Genomic DNA, 16,437 nt, shown 5'->3' on the forward strand with positions numbered 1-16,437 from the left:
TAAAAGTGAATTTTGCGCAGGCATTTCCCTAAGAAAAAATGATCAGTTCCATAGTGGAGGTCGCTTATAAAGCCACTGCGCGATTTTTCGATTGTTCTAAGGCTTCGTTGGCTTCACGTTGCTGCTGATCCTGATTCTCAGGAATTTGAGGCTGTTGCAGTTGTTCTTGAGCGCTATTTTCTGTTTGCACTTCAGTTTCATTCGTTCTAGGCGGTGTCGGTGCCGAGTTTTTCCAGCCATAGGTATCGACAGTTGTGGCTTTTTTCGCTGTTTTCGGGGGCGGTGTTTTCGTATAGTGTGTGGTGCCCTTGGCATCGACCCATTTATAATACTGGATTGCTGAAGCACTGCTGCTACAGATGCCCAGAGAAATTGCACAACTCAGACTTAAGGCAGTTAAAAAAGATATTTTCATTGTTTTTGAGCCTCTGTGTTCTAGCCATAAAATACTACAAAACATTGTAGTGATTTTCACAGTAAAAATAATGAATTTTTATTCGCTCTATTCATGATCAAGGGTCGAACAGCTTCTGCATCTCGTTTGTAGAGGTGGTGAGCAAATTTTCAGACACAAAATTTATTGATAAACAACTTCACTGGATTTATTAAAAATTCATTCATTTTTTTTATATAAGACATACTAAAAATTTATAAAATTAAATATATAAGTTTATGAATTTTATTGGATTAAATATTATTAGATTAATTCTTTATTACTGTCCTTGCTCTAGATTGCTGTTAAAAACAGCAAATCAGGTATTTTAAAGCGCATATTGCCTGTTTTTTAAACTTGACTTTAAAGCCTGAAAACACAAGAATGCTGCAATAGTTTTATATGCCTTAATCGATCACCCTTCGACTAAGTGTCATTTCATGCAGTGGGCGATTTCTCTAGCCGAGAAATTGAACAAAGCTAAGCAAAATATGTTTATCCCAACATGTTTTAGATCCCGTATTGCTCGAACAGCGAAGAGATCAGATTTTTTTTCCTATTGCTTTGAAAACTATGAAATTTGTGTGCTATAACAGTGCAGACAGTTAACAAATGAAACACTGCAAATGCCTCCCATTTGTGCAGTGAATAATATTAGGGTGAATCACGTTGGAACTTCTATCTGGTGGTGAAATGCTTGTTCGCGCATTAGCGGACGAAGGCGTTGAACATGTTTTTGGATACCCAGGCGGCGCAGTTCTTCATATTTATGATGCGCTATTTCAACAAGACAAAATCAATCATTATCTCGTACGTCACGAACAAGCTGCCGGTCACATGGCGGATGCTTACTCACGCGTCACAGGTAAGACCGGTGTGGTGCTGGTGACCTCAGGTCCGGGTGCAACCAATACGGTAACGCCAATTGCAACGGCCTATATGGACTCAATCCCGATGGTGATTTTGTCAGGTCAGGTTGCGAGTCATCTGATTGGTGAAGATGCATTCCAGGAAACCGATATGGTCGGCATTTCACGTCCAATCGTGAAGCATAGTTTCCAGGTGCGTCATGCCAGCGAAATTCCTGCAATCATCAAAAAAGCATTCTATATCGCGTCATCTGGTCGTCCAGGCCCTGTCGTAATTGATATTCCTAAAGATGCGACCAATCCTGCAGAAAAATTTGCTTACGAATACCCGGAAAAAGTGAAGATGCGTTCGTATCAGCCACCGTTTCGTGGTCACTCAGGTCAAATTCGTAAAGCGATTGAAGAATTAGTCAATGCTAAGCGCCCAGTAATTTATTCGGGTGGTGGTGTGGTTCAAGGCAATGCATCTGCACAATTGACAGAGCTTGCGCATCTATTGGGCTATCCGGTAACCAATACCTTAATGGGCTTGGGCGCATTCCCGGGTGATGATGAACAGTTCATCGGTATGCTCGGTATGCACGGTACTTATGAAGCCAACATGACCATGCACAATGCAGATGTGATTCTGTGTGTAGGCGCGCGCTTCGATGACCGTGTCACCAACAATCCGGCAAAATTCTGTCTGAATGCCAAAGTGATTCATATTGACATCGACCCGGCGACGATTTCAAAAACCATTATGGCGCACATTCCAATTGTCGGTGCGGTAGAGCCGGTATTGACTGAAATGTTGAACCAGTTGAAACAGCTCAATGTTTCCAAGCCAAATCCTGAAGTGATTGCGGCATGGTGGTCTCAGATTAATGAATGGCGCAAAGTGCATGGCGGTCGTTATGAAGCGGGTGTTGATGGCGTGATGAAGCCACAACAAGTGGTTCAGGCATTGGATAAAGTGACCAATGGCGAAGCGATCATTACTTCTGATGTCGGTCAGCATCAGATGTTTGGTGCGATGTATTACAAATACAAACGTCCACGTCAATGGATCAACTCAGGTGGTCTAGGCACCATGGGTGTGGGCTTGCCGTATGCAATGGCTGCGAAGCTTGCATACCCGGAACAGCAAGTGGTGTGTATCACCGGTGAAGCATCGATTCAGATGTGTATCCAGGAACTGTCGACCTGTAAGCAATATGGCCTGAATGTAAAAATCCTGTGCCTGAATAACCAGTCTTTAGGGATGGTGAAGCAGTGGCAAGATATGAACTATGAAGGACGTCATTCAAGTTCTTATGTAGATTCATTGCCTGATTTTGCCAAACTGATGGAAGCCTATGGTCATGTCGGTATTCAGATTAATCATGCCGATGAGCTAGAGTCGAAGCTTGCAGAAGCGATGGCGATTAACGACAAGTGCGTATTTATTAACGTTATGGTAGATCGTACCGAGCACGTTTATCCGATGTTGATTGCGGGTCAGTCGATGCAGGATATGTGGTTGGCTAAAGGGGAGCGCACGAAATGAGACATATTATCTCTGTACTCGTAGAAAACGAATCAGGCGCGCTTTCCCGTTTAGTGGGTTTGTTCTCACAGCGTGGCTACAATATCGAAACATTGAATGTTGCGCCAACTGAAGATCCAACGCTTTCACGTTTGACATTGACCACTTATGGTGATGATCACAAGATTGAGCAAATTACCAAACAGCTTAACAAGTTGGTTGAAGTGGTGAAAGTGGTTGACCTGTCTGAAGGTGCACATATTGAGCGTGAATTGATGCTGATTAAAGTCAAAGCATTGGGTTCATCGCGTGACGAAATCAAACGTACGGCAGATATTTTCCGTGGTCAGATTGTCGATGTAACACCAACGACCTATACCATTCAAATCGCGGGTACCACTGAAAAAGTGGATGCGTTTATTGATGCACTTGCAGAACACACGATTTTAGAAGTGGTTCGTTCAGGTGTATCAGGTATCGCACGCGGCGAAAAAGTACTCACCATCTAAATTTTAAGTATTTCCTCATCTGAATAAGAAGAGGGTATCAGGCAATGTAAATTTAAGGGTCATTGCCTGATTTAAACAGACAAACAAGCATTAAGCGGAGACAGCAATGCAAATTTTTTACGATAAAGACACTGACTTATCTATCATCCAATCTAAGAAAGTAGCGATCATTGGTTACGGTTCACAAGGTCACGCGCATGCGCTTAACCTGAAAGATTCTGGCGTTGATGTCACTGTAGGTTTACGTGCGAACTCTACTTCTTGGAAAAAAGCTGAAAATTCAGGTCTTAAAGTTGCTGAAGTTGCTGCTGCTGTAGCGCAAGCTGACGTAGTCATGATTTTGACTCCAGATGAGTTCCAATCTCAACTTTACCGTGACGTAATTGAGCCAAACATCAAGCAAGGCGCTACTTTAGCATTTGCTCATGGTTTCTCGATTCTTTATAACCAAGTTGTTCCACGTGCTGACTTAGACGTAATCATGGTTGCACCTAAAGCTCCTGGTCACACCGTACGTTCTGAATACCAACGTGGTTCAGGTGTTCCTGACCTTATCGCGATTCACCAAGATGCTTCTGGTAATGCGCGTAACGTTGCTCTTTCTTACGCTTCAGGCGTAGGTGGCGGCCGTACAGGTATCATCGAAACTTCATTCCGTGAAGAAACTGAAACTGACCTTTTCGGTGAGCAAGCAGTTCTTTGTGGTGGTGCTGTTGAATTGGTTAAAATGGGCTTCGAAACTCTGGTTGAAGCTGGTTATGCACCAGAAATGGCGTATTTCGAATGTCTACACGAACTTAAATTGATCGTTGACTTAATGTTCGAAGGCGGTATCGCGGACATGAACTACTCAGTGTCAAACAACGCTGAATACGGCGAATATGTAACGGGTACTGAAGTAATCAACGAACAGTCTCGTGAAGCAATGCGTAATGCGCTTAAACGTATTCAATCTGGCGAATACGCGAAGATGTTTATTCAAGAAGGTGCGTTGAACTACCCATCTATGACTGCCCGTCGTCGTCAAAATGCTGCTCATGGTATCGAAGTTACTGGTAACAAGTTACGTGCGATGATGCCTTGGATTCAAGCGAACAAAATCGTAGATAAAGAGAAAAACTAATTTCTCGAATCAATTGATTTGAATGCGAAAACCCACTTAATTTGAGTGGGTTTTTTATTTCTATGTTTACGTGCCTGAAAAAATGGGAAAGCAGTGCTTTCCCATTTTTTTCATATCTTGGAGCCAAGCAAACAAAATCGTTGATAAATAGAAAAACTAATCTCTTGATTGGCTGATTTTTATGCTATAAAAGCCCTGCGAAAGCGGGGTTTTTTATTGGATAAGAATAATGATTTTATATAAATATATGAGCTTTGATGATGCTCTTTTAACCTTAAATAATCGGAAATTAGCTTTTTCGCATTTAGAGGATTTTAATGATCCGTTCGAATGTACAACATTAGGCTTGTATGATCATGTAATTTCAAAGCGAAATTCTAATGAGGTTTTGTAGCAGAAGTTTTCCAGAAAGTATTTAATTACATGTGTAACTAAACAGCCATTAAATCCATTGATGTGGGCACATTATGCAGATAGCCATAATGGTGTAGTAATTGGAATTGACGTAAATAAAGCTGGATTGAATGATGCTGATAAATTCATTATTACAGCAGACTGTGGTTCAGTCACATATTTAAGTGAAGAGCCGAAAAGCTTAAATCGATGTACTGTTGAATTTTTGAATAATGTTGAAAATTTAACTTGGGGAAAAGATAAAGAAATATTGAAACAAGCGCTACTTAATAAAATGCATTTTTGGAAGTATGAAGAAGAGGTAAGAATTGTGAAAAAAATTTCACCTTATATTTCTACCTATCATATACCACGTCAACGAAAGTATAATTTTGATGGTCAAGTATGGCGGAAAATTACACCAGGATTTAAACCAATTTATACATTGGAAATAAATCCTGATGCCTTTGTTGATGTAATATTTGGATTAGGTTCATACCGGAAATTAAGACGTTCACAAGAAAAAGAAACTAATACTTGGAATCCTGATAATATAGAAAAATTAGATCGGTTATATAACCTTTGTAGAAGTTTGAGTTTACCTGTATTTAAAGTAGATAAAGATTATGATAGGTGGGGTCTTACACGTAAAAATATTGATATTTAAAAATATTAAGTAATAATATTGGTTTTAAAGCATAGTATGTGTTCTAAATTTCCACTTCATTTTTCTTTTCAAAAAATGAAGTATAGCCAGCGTAAAAACTCATTCTTATTGATCATGTCCACACTCAATTTTTTATTATTTGATTTGTATAAATCAGTTATTGAACTGTAATTGTACGACCTCTAAAAAAAATCAATTAAAAAATATTGAAATAAACATCACTAAACTTATTTTTACCTTGAGGTCAATCAAAAAAATATTTATTAGAATATAAATTTTGAAATTAAATTTTTAAATATTAAAATTGTTGATAAATTAAATTAATAGTAATTAAAATTTAATAATATTATAAAATTAATTATTTACTTTGTTAAATTTTTATACTCTAGGTTCAATATATGCTTTGTGTTGTTTGATTGTAATTTTTTGTTTAGCTGAAAAATATTAAACTTTTATGATGCTGTAAAAATAACTATAAAAAATAAAAAAAATAATTTTTTTAAAGGGTGGTATCTGGAAATTGTAAGCATTTGTAAGATTTATTTCCAATTTAAATTGAGTAATTTGAAAAAATAATTATATCAATGTCTTGTGGGTATTTTTATCTATTAAATGAAGTGTGGTGAAAGTATGGAATGCTTATAATTTTAAATGGATTGTATTTGTAATAATTTATATATAAGTCTAAGTGCTTATAAAACAAATAAATATATAGATGGATGATTTTATAAAAATATAGGCGGCTATATTGTGAATATTAAAGCTTTGTACGCTAATGAAAATAATCGCACTAATATGAGTCTGCGCTTAGAAAAATAGCTCTGAATTCTAAGAGTTGGGATATAAGCGTTAAAAATAAAAGAAAAATATATTCTTTTAAAAAAAGAAATGGAGAAAAATATGAAAAAAATGACTCAAGCCACATTGACAGCACTCGTACTGGGTTTTGGTTTTAGTTCAACAGCTCTATACGCAGCAGAAACAAACCGAGGTGGTCCTCCACAACAGGGTCCAAATAAACCTCATAAACCAGGCAAACATGGATGTGGAGACAAATGTGACGGAAAAATTGACATTGTTTTGGAAGTTCCAAGACATTGTGATTTAGATGTTGAGACACCTCGATTAACACTTGCACAAACCACGGGAGGTAATTGGAGCGATGCGGGCTTCTTTAATGTCAGCACAAATGCCCCTTATCGATTAAATATTAATCCACTAAATACTTTGCGCAATGGTGAGAACTCTGTACCTGTAGTTGTGACTACTACACGTGGTGGAAAAGCTTATTATGGCACTCAGTCAAGTACCAAAGGACAAGCTCATCGTTGGGATGTCGCAGCTACAGTAGCTGGTAGTGCGGTTGAAGCAGCTGATGCTGGTACTTATCGTGGTGTATATAACGTAGAAGTGCGATTCTAATAATAAGAAATTTTTTATATAACATTTTGAATAAGTAGGAGATGTACTACATCTCCTATTTTAATATTTTTATGATTAATAATAATTATATTTAGGTTTGGGAGTGAAATATGATTAAAAAAATTATAGGATTTTCTATATTGTTTTTGTTTAGTTTTTCTTTATCAGCGGGAATAAAGTTCAGTCCTATCCAACTCTATATTCAAGATTTTAAAAGACAGAAAAGTACAACTGTTAATATTGAAAGTACAGGATTAAGTACTTCAAAAATATATGAAATTAGTGCATTTAAATGGCAGCAAAATGAAAAAGGTGAAGATGTTCTATTGGAGGATAATACTTTACTGTTTAATCCAAAAACATTTGAGCTAAAACCTGAAAGTAAACAAGTTGTCCGTATCGGGTTTAGCCAACCCCCATTAAATTTAGAGCAACAGCAATCATGGAGGATCATTTTTAAAGAAGTAACACCAGTTGATGATAATTCTTCGATTAATTTTTTGTTTAACTTCTCACTGCCTTTTTTTGCTGGAAAACAGGTTACACCACAATTAAATATAGATCTGCAAAAAATTAATGAACTGGCTTATCTAAATGTAAATAATTTATCTAAATCTCATGCAAAAATTACTGAAGTTATAGTATTGGATAGTAAAAATAATCAACTCATGAAAAAAGATTTTGTTCAATATATTTTGAGTGGAAATAAAATTAAATTTGAACTTGGAGAATTAAAAGAAAATGGAGATTTGAAATTAAAGATAAAAGTGGAAGACCATGAGGGATATTTGGAATTTCCTGTAAAAGCCTAGAAGATACTTACAAAAAGAATAAATAGTAAAAGGATGATGCTATGAAGGTCACTAAAATTCTTCTAATGATCGCGTGTGGGATGGGGCTAACAAATGTAAATGCTGAAAATGTTCAACAGACGGTGCAGAAAGACAATTTAGAAATGTTCATCGTAAATATATGGGTAAATGGCTTAGATTATAAAACTGAAGCAATTCATTTTTCTGATGGAGGGCAGAGATATATTGAGTGTGAGGCTTTATCCAGAATCGGAATTCACATTGAAAGGATCCCCCGTCACTTGGTCAAGAAAGAATTCTGTTTATTGAATCAACCAGGTGTAACAGTTGAAGATGACTATAGTTTACAAGCCATTAAAATTAATTTTCCAGTCAATTATTTTGAAGATACTCATTATGAATTAGAGGTAGAAAATCCCGAGAAAGCGAATTTTGGAGGGTTTGTTAATTATAGCTTATTTTATAATAAAGATGATGAAGAACAAGAATTTAATACATTTTCAGAAATTGGGATATTTAAAGATTATTGGTTATTAAAAAATGCTTTTTTATATCGTAATGAACCTGAAGATATTGAAGAAAGATTTTTACGTGTCAATACGACGCTCGATGTTGAATTTCCAAAAAACTTTTCAAGACTTACCTTGGGAGATACGACGAGTCCTTATAGTAGTTTAAATAATTCTTTTCGGTTTGGGGGGCTAAGTTTTGGTACCAACTATACCAATCGTCCAGACTTTGTTTACTGGAATGCGCCGACTTTAAATGGGAGTGCAAGCGTACCCTCAACAATTGATCTATATATTAATGGGGTACGTTTATATCGGGATTCTGTGACCCCTGGTAATTATAATCTTCCTGCTGGAGCAATGCTAAATCAGGCGGGTGATGCACAAATTGTTGTAGAAGATATTTTAGGGAATAGGAGCGTCCAGAGTTTTCCGGTTTATATTAATAGTCGATTATTAAAGCCAAAATTGAACGAATATAATATTTCATTAGGTAAATTAAGATATAACTATGATTATGTCGATGATGATTATCGGGAGTTTTTTACAAAATTGTTTTATCGGCGGGGTATAACGTCTTCAACGACCTTGGGAGGAGATTTTTTATATAGTAAAGATGTCAGCAATTTTGATTTTTTATGGACCCAAGGAATAAGTAAATACTTGCTTATGGATAGTGCATTTTCAGTTAGCCAGACAGAAGCGGATGATGAACAAGGATATGCGGCTTCGATAGCCCTGAGTCGAGATTTTAGAAACTGGTCCTTTGGTATAAATAGTCGATATTTTACTCAGGAATATCAGTATTTAAGTGGTGATATATATAACTCTAATATTGAAGCCTCAAATATTCTATATTTTAATTTTTCCAATTTGGGATTCATTGATGGATTAAATCTTAGTTATATTTATCAATCTTATTATGATCAAAATGGTTTTAGTAATGATACTCAGAAAATTTTTGATATTCGAGCTTCAAAAAGCTTAACAAAAAAAATATATACAAATTTTGGCTTTTATAAAGATTTTGGGAATGAGGGGGATCATGGTTTTAATATCGCCTTATCTTACGATTGGGAAGAAAAGGGTCAAATTTATTTAAATCACGATACTGAGGATAATGAAACGAGTTTAAGTTTTAGTCACAGAACGATGACTCAGAATGGTTTTGATTATGTTTTGGGGGTTAATCGCACTGAAGAAGAAGTTAATTACAATGCTTATGGTTTATGGAAAACCAGTATTGGTAATTTACAACTTTCTCATGATGAATATGAGAATCGTCGTAATTCACAGGCTATGTTTGAGGGCGCCTTGGTTTGGCTAGGTAGTAAAATAGCATTCACCAAATATGCTGATAATGCTTTTGCTCTGGTTGAGGTCGATCAACATCCAAATCTTGATATCTATCGTTCAGCGAGTCTAGCTGGAAGCACCAATAATCAAGGCTATATGTTTATACATAACATCATCCCTTATATCCATTACGATATTTCTTTTGACCATAACCAGTTAGCGATGGAAGAAACTTTTGAACACTCTTCTAAAAAAATTATTGGTCTGGATCAACGTGGATATAAGCTGGATTTTCCTATCTATAAAACCAAACGTATTGCGCTAAGAATTAAAGATGCACAACAAAATAATTTAGTCATAGGCTCTGAGGTTCTTGTGGATGGTCTCAGTACAGAACCTTCTTTTGTTGATAGTCAGGGTATTGTTTACCTATATCTATTTAAAGCAGGCACTTACAACATTAAAGTGAAGACTAATAGAGGGCAGCAGTGCCAGGCTCAATTCATTCTGAATGAAAACCAATTCCAGAATTCAGACAAGCAAATTCTGGAAACTATATGTAAGTAGGAGTAGAAAAATGAAAAAGCTCTTTTTATTTATTACCGCACTCAGTATGAGTGAAATAGCCATGGCCCAATATTGCTCGATTGATGGTTTTACCACTCCAGAATTACGTCTAGCCAGCTATCAGCGTAGTCAGGCTGCCACTTCATTTAATATTTCATGTGATATGGGCTATTCAATTTTATTTAATAGTCAGAACCTGGTGAGTTCCAACGGGATAAGTTATGTGTCTAATGGTCCTAATAAATTGCGTACCAAATTAAATTTGAGTGGTGCAAATAGTGGGTTATGGGGAGTCAGAGTGAATCAGGGAGCTTCACAGAGACAGAAATATATCGTTTCGGTTCAACTCGAAGAGAATCCTTTTAATGGGGTTCCAGCTGGAACTTATCGTGATCGGATTTCTGTCGATATTAATTTTTAAATCATAGAAATAAGGAAATTGCCTGAAAGACTTTAAACCAACCTGGGATCAGTACAGTAAAGCAAACATGCAGAAACTTTGAGGAGGTTAAATGAAGATCTGTATAAAGTGAATATCTTTTTAGTCTAAGAATTAATTGGTATTCACTTATTTTTTTAATATAAATAATAATTTAGAAGATTTATTTTTGGTTTTTTTAGTTATTTTTATTCATCAAATAGTCATGAGATCTTTCTATACTGGGTGAAAAATATAAGCGAATAGGTGCGAGATGCAACAAATTTCCATCTCAGAATTATTAGAGCAAAGACCTGTTATTCACAAAATCCAGTTTGATTTAAAAGAGCAACGTAAACAGGCTATTCGTGACAAAATAGTCCTAGAAGATCTGACACGGTCCCGTTTAAAAATTGCCATCGTTACCGAAACTTGGCCTCCTGAAATCAATGGTGTTGCCCATGCTTTATTGCAACTTTGTAAAGGATTACAAAAACAGGGGCATAAGATTTTATTAATACGTCCAGAACAACGACAAGCTTGTAATGATTTTCAACCGCATAGTGAATGTCTGGTTAAAGCGCATTGCATTCCTAAATATAGTAATTTGCAGTTTGGTAGACCGCAATTTCTAAAAATCCATCAAGCTGTTGAAACTTTTATACCCGATATTATTCATATTGTGACCGAAGGCCCTTTGGGTTTGGTAGCTCAGCAGCTTGCAAAATTCCATAAAATTCCAGTCTCTAGCGGTTTCCACTCGTCATTTCAGGAATTTAGTCGGTTTTTTGATTTGGCTTTTTTACTAAAGCCAATTCAAGGCTATTTAAAGTGGTTTCATAATAATACTGATTTGACCTGTGTCCCGAGTCGAAGCACGGCTCAAGCCTTAAATCAGTTTGGTGTAACTTCTCCCTTGGCAGTTGTGGGCAGAGGCGTCGATCCAGATACATTTTCACCAAAGTGGCGATCACCAGATTTGCGCTATGCTTGGGGAGTTTCAAACGAGACCCGGGTAATGTTGTATGTGGGACGGCTTTCTCCTGAAAAGGAAATTGACGTGCTGATCAAGACCTATTTTGTGCTGCGCCAAGTTCGTCAGCAAGATGTGCGTTTGGTGGTGGTCGGAGATGGGCCGGATCGCACTCGACTGCAACAACTGAATCAGGATGGTAGCATTGTTTTTACCGGTAGCTTGACAGGGGAAAAACTGTCAGCGGCGTATGCCAGTGCTGATGTGTTCTGTTTTGCCAGCCAGGTCGAAACCTTTGGAAATGTGGTTTTGGAAGCGATGGCCAGTGGCTTGCCAGTGATTGCTTATGATTATGCTTGTGCAAATTTGCATGTGCAGCATGGTGAAACGGGATGGTTGAGCGGACTTGGACATCAGCAGGGTTTGATTCAGCAGATGCTCGAACTGCCTGATCTGCAAAGATTACAGCAGATGGGCGCGCAAGCACGTAAAAAAGCCGAAAAAGTAGGCTGGCAATATCCAGTCCGGCAATTTGAACAGGCACTGTATTTACTGGTACAGCATCAGGAATACAGGATATAAAACAAGAAAGGAGCAACAGTGTGAAACTCCAGAATGTAAAGATTAAATTTTTAGAAATCGATTTGAAAGGCTGTGTTTATCTGAATCATTTTTCGCATTCAGTCCGTATTGCCACTTTTTTTAAAATGATTAGCCGCTTAGGAAATGGTGCATTTTGGTATTTCATGCTGATACTGGTTTGGATCATGCAAGGCTTGATCTATACCGTGCAGATTGTTTATCTGATTCTAGGAAGCACCATTGGTACCATGATTTACAAGGTACTTAAAATCAAAACCGTACGGCCACGTCCTTATCAGGTACATCAAGTGATCCGTTTGGGTGAGCATCCACTGGATCATTTCAGTTTTCCTTCCGGGCATACCTTGCATGCCGTGATGGCAACCACCGTTTTAGGTTATGTCGCACCTTTATTACTGATGCTGATGTTGCCTTTTACGGTTCTGGTCGCAGTGTCCCGAATGGTGCTGGGATTGCATTATCCAAGTGATGTGGCGGTTGGCGCAATTCTGGGTGGCATGATGGCAATTGCCATTGTCCTGACCGCGCCTTATCTGAATATTGTGCTGTAAAAATAAGTGAAAGCCGGAGCAAAGGCTCGCAGATTTTCACAGATTTGTTAAAGTACAGCATCAAAGCAATTATGGTGAGAAATAGAGATGGGTTTACGTTGGACTGACACGCTCGATATCGCGATTGAACTCTATGAAGCGCATCCAGATGTGGACCCGCAGTGGATTCGTTTTACTGATTTACATGCCTGGGTGTGTGCTTTGCCTGAGTTTGAAGATGATCCAACCAAGTCGACTGAAGGTTTGCTTGAAGCCATTCAAATGGCATGGATTGACGAGGCACGCTAAGCCCTCATCTTAAAAAAGCATTTTTTTACAGATGAAAAGCAGAAAAATGCGCATTATCTCGGTATAATGCGCCAAATTTTCATGTCAACAATTGACTTAAGGAGCCTATCATGGCTATCGAACGTACTTTATCTATCGTTAAACCAGACGCAGTTGCTAAAAACCACATCGGCGACATCTTTGCTCGTTTCGAGAAAGCTGGTCTTCAAATTGTTGCAACTAAAATGAAACATTTGACTCAAGCTGAAGCTGAAGGCTTCTATGCTGAGCACAAAGAACGTGGTTTCTTTGCTGACCTGGTTGCATTCATGACTTCTGGTCCAGTGGTTGTTTCAGTTCTTGAAGGCGAAAACGCTGTTCTTGCTCACCGTGACATCCTTGGTGCGACGAATCCTAAAGAAGCTGCTCCTGGTACTATCCGTGCAGATTTCGCTGTAAGCATCGATGAAAACGCTGCTCACGGTTCTGACTCTGTAGCATCTGCTGATCGTGAAGTTAACTACTTCTTCGCTCAAACTGAGATTGCTCCACGTACTCGTTAATTCGCAGTATTCAAGCCAGATAAGTGTTATTATACTTATCTGGTTTTTTTATTCTCTGAATAATTCTTTGCTCACATATTGAGCTTCTCCTTTCATCTTTAGACATGGTTTAGGTAATACACATGAGTACTGAAGCAGTCGCTGTATCAGCAGTTTCTGAGCCACAGCAACACACTCCATCCGCTCCAGCACAGGCAAATACTGTCGAGAAAGTGAATTTACTTGGCATGTCACGTTCGCAAATGGAAAAATTCTTTGAGGACATGGGTGAGAAGAAGTTTCGTGCCGGGCAGGTGATGAAATGGATTCACCAGTTCTTCGTGACCGATTTTGCTGAAATGACCAATATTTCAGGAAAACTGCGTGAAAAACTGGAAAAGATTTGTGAAATTAAAGCACCGGAAGTGGTGCATAAAAACTATTCCAAAGATGGAACCCGTAAATGGGTATTCCGTGTTGGCGATGGCGAAGGTTCTCTTGTTGAAACGGTACTGATTCCTGCTGAACATCGCAGTGGTTTACGTCGCACTTTGTGTATTTCTTCACAAGTGGGCTGTGCACTGGACTGTTCATTCTGTTCGACCGGTAAACAGGGTTTTCAGCGCGATTTGACCCAGGCGGAAATTATCGGTCAGCTCTGGATGGCGAATTATTCCTATATGGAAGATGTGCCTGTACTTGAACGTGAACGCTCAGTCACAAACGTGGTGATGATGGGCATGGGCGAGCCATTGCTTAACTACGATGCAGTATTGAATTCAATGCGCATTATGCTGGATGACTTTGCATACGGCATGTCAAAACGTCGTGTGACTTTATCGACTTCTGGTGTGGTGCCGAAAATCGATCAGATGGTCAAAGATATTGACGTGGCGCTGGCTATTTCATTGCATGCGCCCAATGACGAGCTGCGTAACGAGCTGGTGCCGATCAATAAAAAATATCCGCTTGAGCAGCTGATTGCTGCATGTCAGCGTTATATTGCCAAAGATGGGAATGAAAGTTCACGTAAACATGTGACGATTGAATATGTGATGTTAGATGGCGTGAATGACCATCCTGAACATGCTCAGCAAATGATTAAGCTGTTGAAGAATTTGCCAAGCAAGATTAATTTGATTCCTTTTAATCCGTTCCCGCATGCGCCATATGGCCGCTCAAGCCGCAACCGGATTATTTCTTTCCAAAAAACTTTGTCTGATGCCGGTTTTGTGTGTACGATTCGTCAGACACGCGGTGATGACATTGATGCCGCGTGCGGACAGTTAGTCGGACAAGTTGCTGACCGTACCCGTCGTGCGGAACAGTGGAAAAAGAAAATTGCGCAATCGAATGAGATCATGCGCTCACAAGGATAATAAGAGGTCGCCAGTTGAGAAATCTAACATCAAAGTTTGCTTTGATTTCAACAGTATGTGTGTCTTTGGTTTTAGTCGCGTGTCAGACGCCAGATCTGGGTCAGAAAGACCCTGAAAAGGCCACCAAAGTCCGTACCCAATTGGCGGTAGAATATCTGAGAACAGGTGACCTGGATGCAGCTAAACGTGCGCTGGATCAGGCACTTGAAAGCAGTCCGCGTGATTCTCAAGCAAATATGATGATGGGCGTGCTACTGCAACAGGAAGGTAGTAAGCTTAATCTCGAAAAGGCAGATCATTATTTCAAGCGTGCGATTTCGGCAGATCCGAAAAATGCGCAGGCGCGAAATAATTACGGCACTTATTTATATCAGCTTGAACGCTATAATGATGCGATCGAGCAGTTTCAAATTGCTGGTGCCACGTTGGGTTATGATCAGCGATTCCGCGCACTGGAAAATATGGGGCGGATTTACCTGAAACTGGGTGATACAGCAAACGCTGAAAAATCATTCAAACAGGCGCTGCAAGCCAATCGCGATTCTTATATTTCAATGTTAGAGTTGGCAGAAATATTTTATTTGAACCAGCAGTTCCCGGCGGCGACACAAATGTATCAACAGTTTGTACGTGGTGTGGGACAGAAAAATCAGGGTGCCCGTGCGCTCTGGGTCGGCATTCGCACTGCGCGTGCCGGGGGTGATCAGTTGGGTATGCAGGTATTGGTCAACCAGTTACGTGCACTTTTTCCTGAAAGCCAGGAATACCAACGTTATTTGCAATTACAGTACAGTACTGAGGCCGTATGGAAGTAAATCCTAATTCACCATCGAATCATTCGAGCGTAGCTCCAAATGCGTTAGGAAATATTCAACGTCCGGGCGAGTACTTGCGCCAGATTCGTATCAATCAGCAGCGCAATCTGGAAGATGTAGCGAAAGAGCTGAACATCCCGGTCAAAACCCTGACTGCTCTTGAGCAGGATGAATACAAATCTTTGCCAGAAGCGACCTTTATCAAAGGTTATTACCGGACTTATGCCAAATTTCTGGGTGTAGATGCGTCTAGTATTATTCAGCGTTTTGATGAAATCTATACCAATGATACCGGGTTGCTGCCGAATCATGCCCTGAACAATTCTCCAATTAAAATTATGGGGAAATTACCAGGTTCCAAGCGTGACCGTAATCGTAAGTGGTTAAAGCGCATTTTTATTACGCTGGTACTTTTGCTGATTTTGGGCGCACTGTTTGCCATGATTCAGAACTGGTCGAGTAGTAATTCCCAAAATAGCAGTGAAGTCTCTGGAGTAGGCGCTTCTAATGTCGAGATTCTGAATCTGGATACAGGTGCCGCACTTTCCGGTGATCAGCTGAAGCTTGATTTTAACCGTCCGACTTCGGTGCATATTGTCGACTCGGCGGGTAATGTTCTGGCAACTGGCCGTCAGGCATCGAGCTTGCAACTGAATGGTGAAGCGCCATTCCAGATTCGTCTGGATGATGCATCGGCTGTATCACTCAGTTTAAATAATGAAAATATTTCATTGTCACCCTACACTGTGAACGGAAAAGCAGAATTCCGTTTATCACCTTAA

Annotated in this window: 16 protein-coding genes; 15 read left to right on the top strand and 1 reads right to left on the bottom strand. The window is 38.9% G+C overall.

Annotated features, from left to right (window positions below; genetic code table 11):
• Positions 1 to 64: 64 nt before the first annotated feature.
• Positions 65 to 415: a DUF4124 domain-containing protein gene (locus NI468_RS07320; RefSeq protein WP_086044104.1), complete on the bottom strand. Its 351-nt coding sequence runs from the start codon at positions 413 to 415 to the stop codon at positions 65 to 67.
• A 687-nt stretch (positions 416 to 1,102) separates the two neighbouring features.
• Between NI468_RS07320 and NI468_RS07325 the strand changes: the two genes are divergently transcribed.
• The 15 genes from NI468_RS07325 to NI468_RS07395 all read left to right on the top strand — a co-directional run bounded on the left by NI468_RS07325 (position 1,103) and on the right by NI468_RS07395 (position 16,437).
• Positions 1,103 to 2,830 (top strand): acetolactate synthase 3 large subunit, encoded by a 1,728-nt coding sequence (locus NI468_RS07325; RefSeq protein ID WP_253100970.1) that lies wholly within the window; start codon positions 1,103 to 1,105, stop codon positions 2,828 to 2,830.
• Positions 2,827 to 3,318 (top strand): acetolactate synthase small subunit, encoded by a 492-nt coding sequence (gene ilvN / locus NI468_RS07330; protein ID WP_004278369.1) that lies wholly within the window; start codon positions 2,827 to 2,829, stop codon positions 3,316 to 3,318. The genes NI468_RS07325 and ilvN overlap by 4 nt, the downstream gene beginning before the upstream one ends.
• A 106-nt stretch (positions 3,319 to 3,424) precedes the next feature.
• Positions 3,425 to 4,441: a ketol-acid reductoisomerase gene (gene ilvC / locus NI468_RS07335; protein ID WP_086044102.1), complete on the top strand. Its 1,017-nt coding sequence runs from the start codon at positions 3,425 to 3,427 to the stop codon at positions 4,439 to 4,441.
• A gap of 454 nt (positions 4,442 to 4,895) precedes the next feature.
• Positions 4,896 to 5,501 carry a DUF2971 domain-containing protein gene (locus NI468_RS07340; protein ID WP_253101046.1) on the top strand — a complete coding sequence of 202 codons (606 nt, stop codon included), beginning with the start codon at positions 4,896 to 4,898 and terminating at the stop codon, positions 5,499 to 5,501.
• 900 nt (positions 5,502 to 6,401) lie between these two features.
• A complete protein-coding gene (locus NI468_RS07345; RefSeq protein WP_086044101.1) occupies positions 6,402 to 6,923 on the top strand; it encodes a hypothetical protein in 522 nt (173 codons plus the stop codon).
• A 110-nt stretch (positions 6,924 to 7,033) separates the two neighbouring features.
• The gene (locus tag NI468_RS07350) at positions 7,034 to 7,735 is read left to right on the top strand and encodes a fimbrial biogenesis chaperone (protein ID WP_086044100.1); all 702 of its coding nucleotides are present in this window, start codon (positions 7,034 to 7,036) and stop codon (positions 7,733 to 7,735) included.
• A gap of 41 nt (positions 7,736 to 7,776) precedes the next feature.
• On the top strand, positions 7,777 to 10,107 hold the full coding sequence (locus NI468_RS07355) for a fimbria/pilus outer membrane usher protein (protein ID WP_219308424.1): 2,331 nt from the start codon (positions 7,777 to 7,779) through the stop codon (positions 10,105 to 10,107).
• Between the two features lie 10 nt (positions 10,108 to 10,117).
• The gene (locus NI468_RS07360) at positions 10,118 to 10,528 is read left to right on the top strand and encodes a hypothetical protein (RefSeq protein WP_005107879.1); all 411 of its coding nucleotides are present in this window, start codon (positions 10,118 to 10,120) and stop codon (positions 10,526 to 10,528) included.
• A gap of 271 nt (positions 10,529 to 10,799) precedes the next feature.
• On the top strand, positions 10,800 to 12,080 hold the full coding sequence (locus tag NI468_RS07365; protein WP_253100973.1) for a glycosyltransferase family 4 protein: 1,281 nt from the start codon (positions 10,800 to 10,802) through the stop codon (positions 12,078 to 12,080).
• Positions 12,081 to 12,100: 20 nt separating this feature from the next.
• Positions 12,101 to 12,652 carry a phosphatase PAP2 family protein gene (locus NI468_RS07370; protein WP_004278361.1) on the top strand — a complete coding sequence of 184 codons (552 nt, stop codon included), beginning with the start codon at positions 12,101 to 12,103 and terminating at the stop codon, positions 12,650 to 12,652.
• Positions 12,653 to 12,739: 87 nt separating this feature from the next.
• Entirely contained in the window at positions 12,740 to 12,940 is a 201-nt protein-coding gene (iscX, locus tag NI468_RS07375) for a Fe-S cluster assembly protein IscX (protein ID WP_004278360.1), read from the top strand.
• A gap of 110 nt (positions 12,941 to 13,050) precedes the next feature.
• Positions 13,051 to 13,482 carry a nucleoside-diphosphate kinase gene (gene ndk / locus NI468_RS07380; protein WP_004647460.1) on the top strand — a complete coding sequence of 144 codons (432 nt, stop codon included), beginning with the start codon at positions 13,051 to 13,053 and terminating at the stop codon, positions 13,480 to 13,482.
• 122 nt (positions 13,483 to 13,604) lie between these two features.
• Positions 13,605 to 14,840, top strand: a complete 1,236-nt coding sequence (rlmN, locus tag NI468_RS07385; protein WP_253100976.1) for a dual-specificity RNA methyltransferase RlmN — start codon at positions 13,605 to 13,607, stop codon at positions 14,838 to 14,840.
• Positions 14,841 to 14,854: 14 nt separating this feature from the next.
• Entirely contained in the window at positions 14,855 to 15,655 is an 801-nt protein-coding gene (gene pilW / locus NI468_RS07390) for a type IV pilus biogenesis/stability protein PilW (RefSeq protein WP_005103248.1), read from the top strand.
• Complete coding sequence (locus NI468_RS07395) at positions 15,646 to 16,437, top strand: helix-turn-helix domain-containing protein (protein ID WP_004647463.1); 792 nt, start codon at positions 15,646 to 15,648, stop codon at positions 16,435 to 16,437. Before pilW ends, NI468_RS07395 begins: the two co-directional genes overlap by 10 nt.

This window comes from Acinetobacter lwoffii (genome assembly GCF_024129355.1).
In the GTDB taxonomy this organism is placed as follows: Bacteria; Pseudomonadota; Gammaproteobacteria; order Pseudomonadales; family Moraxellaceae; genus Acinetobacter; species Acinetobacter lwoffii_I.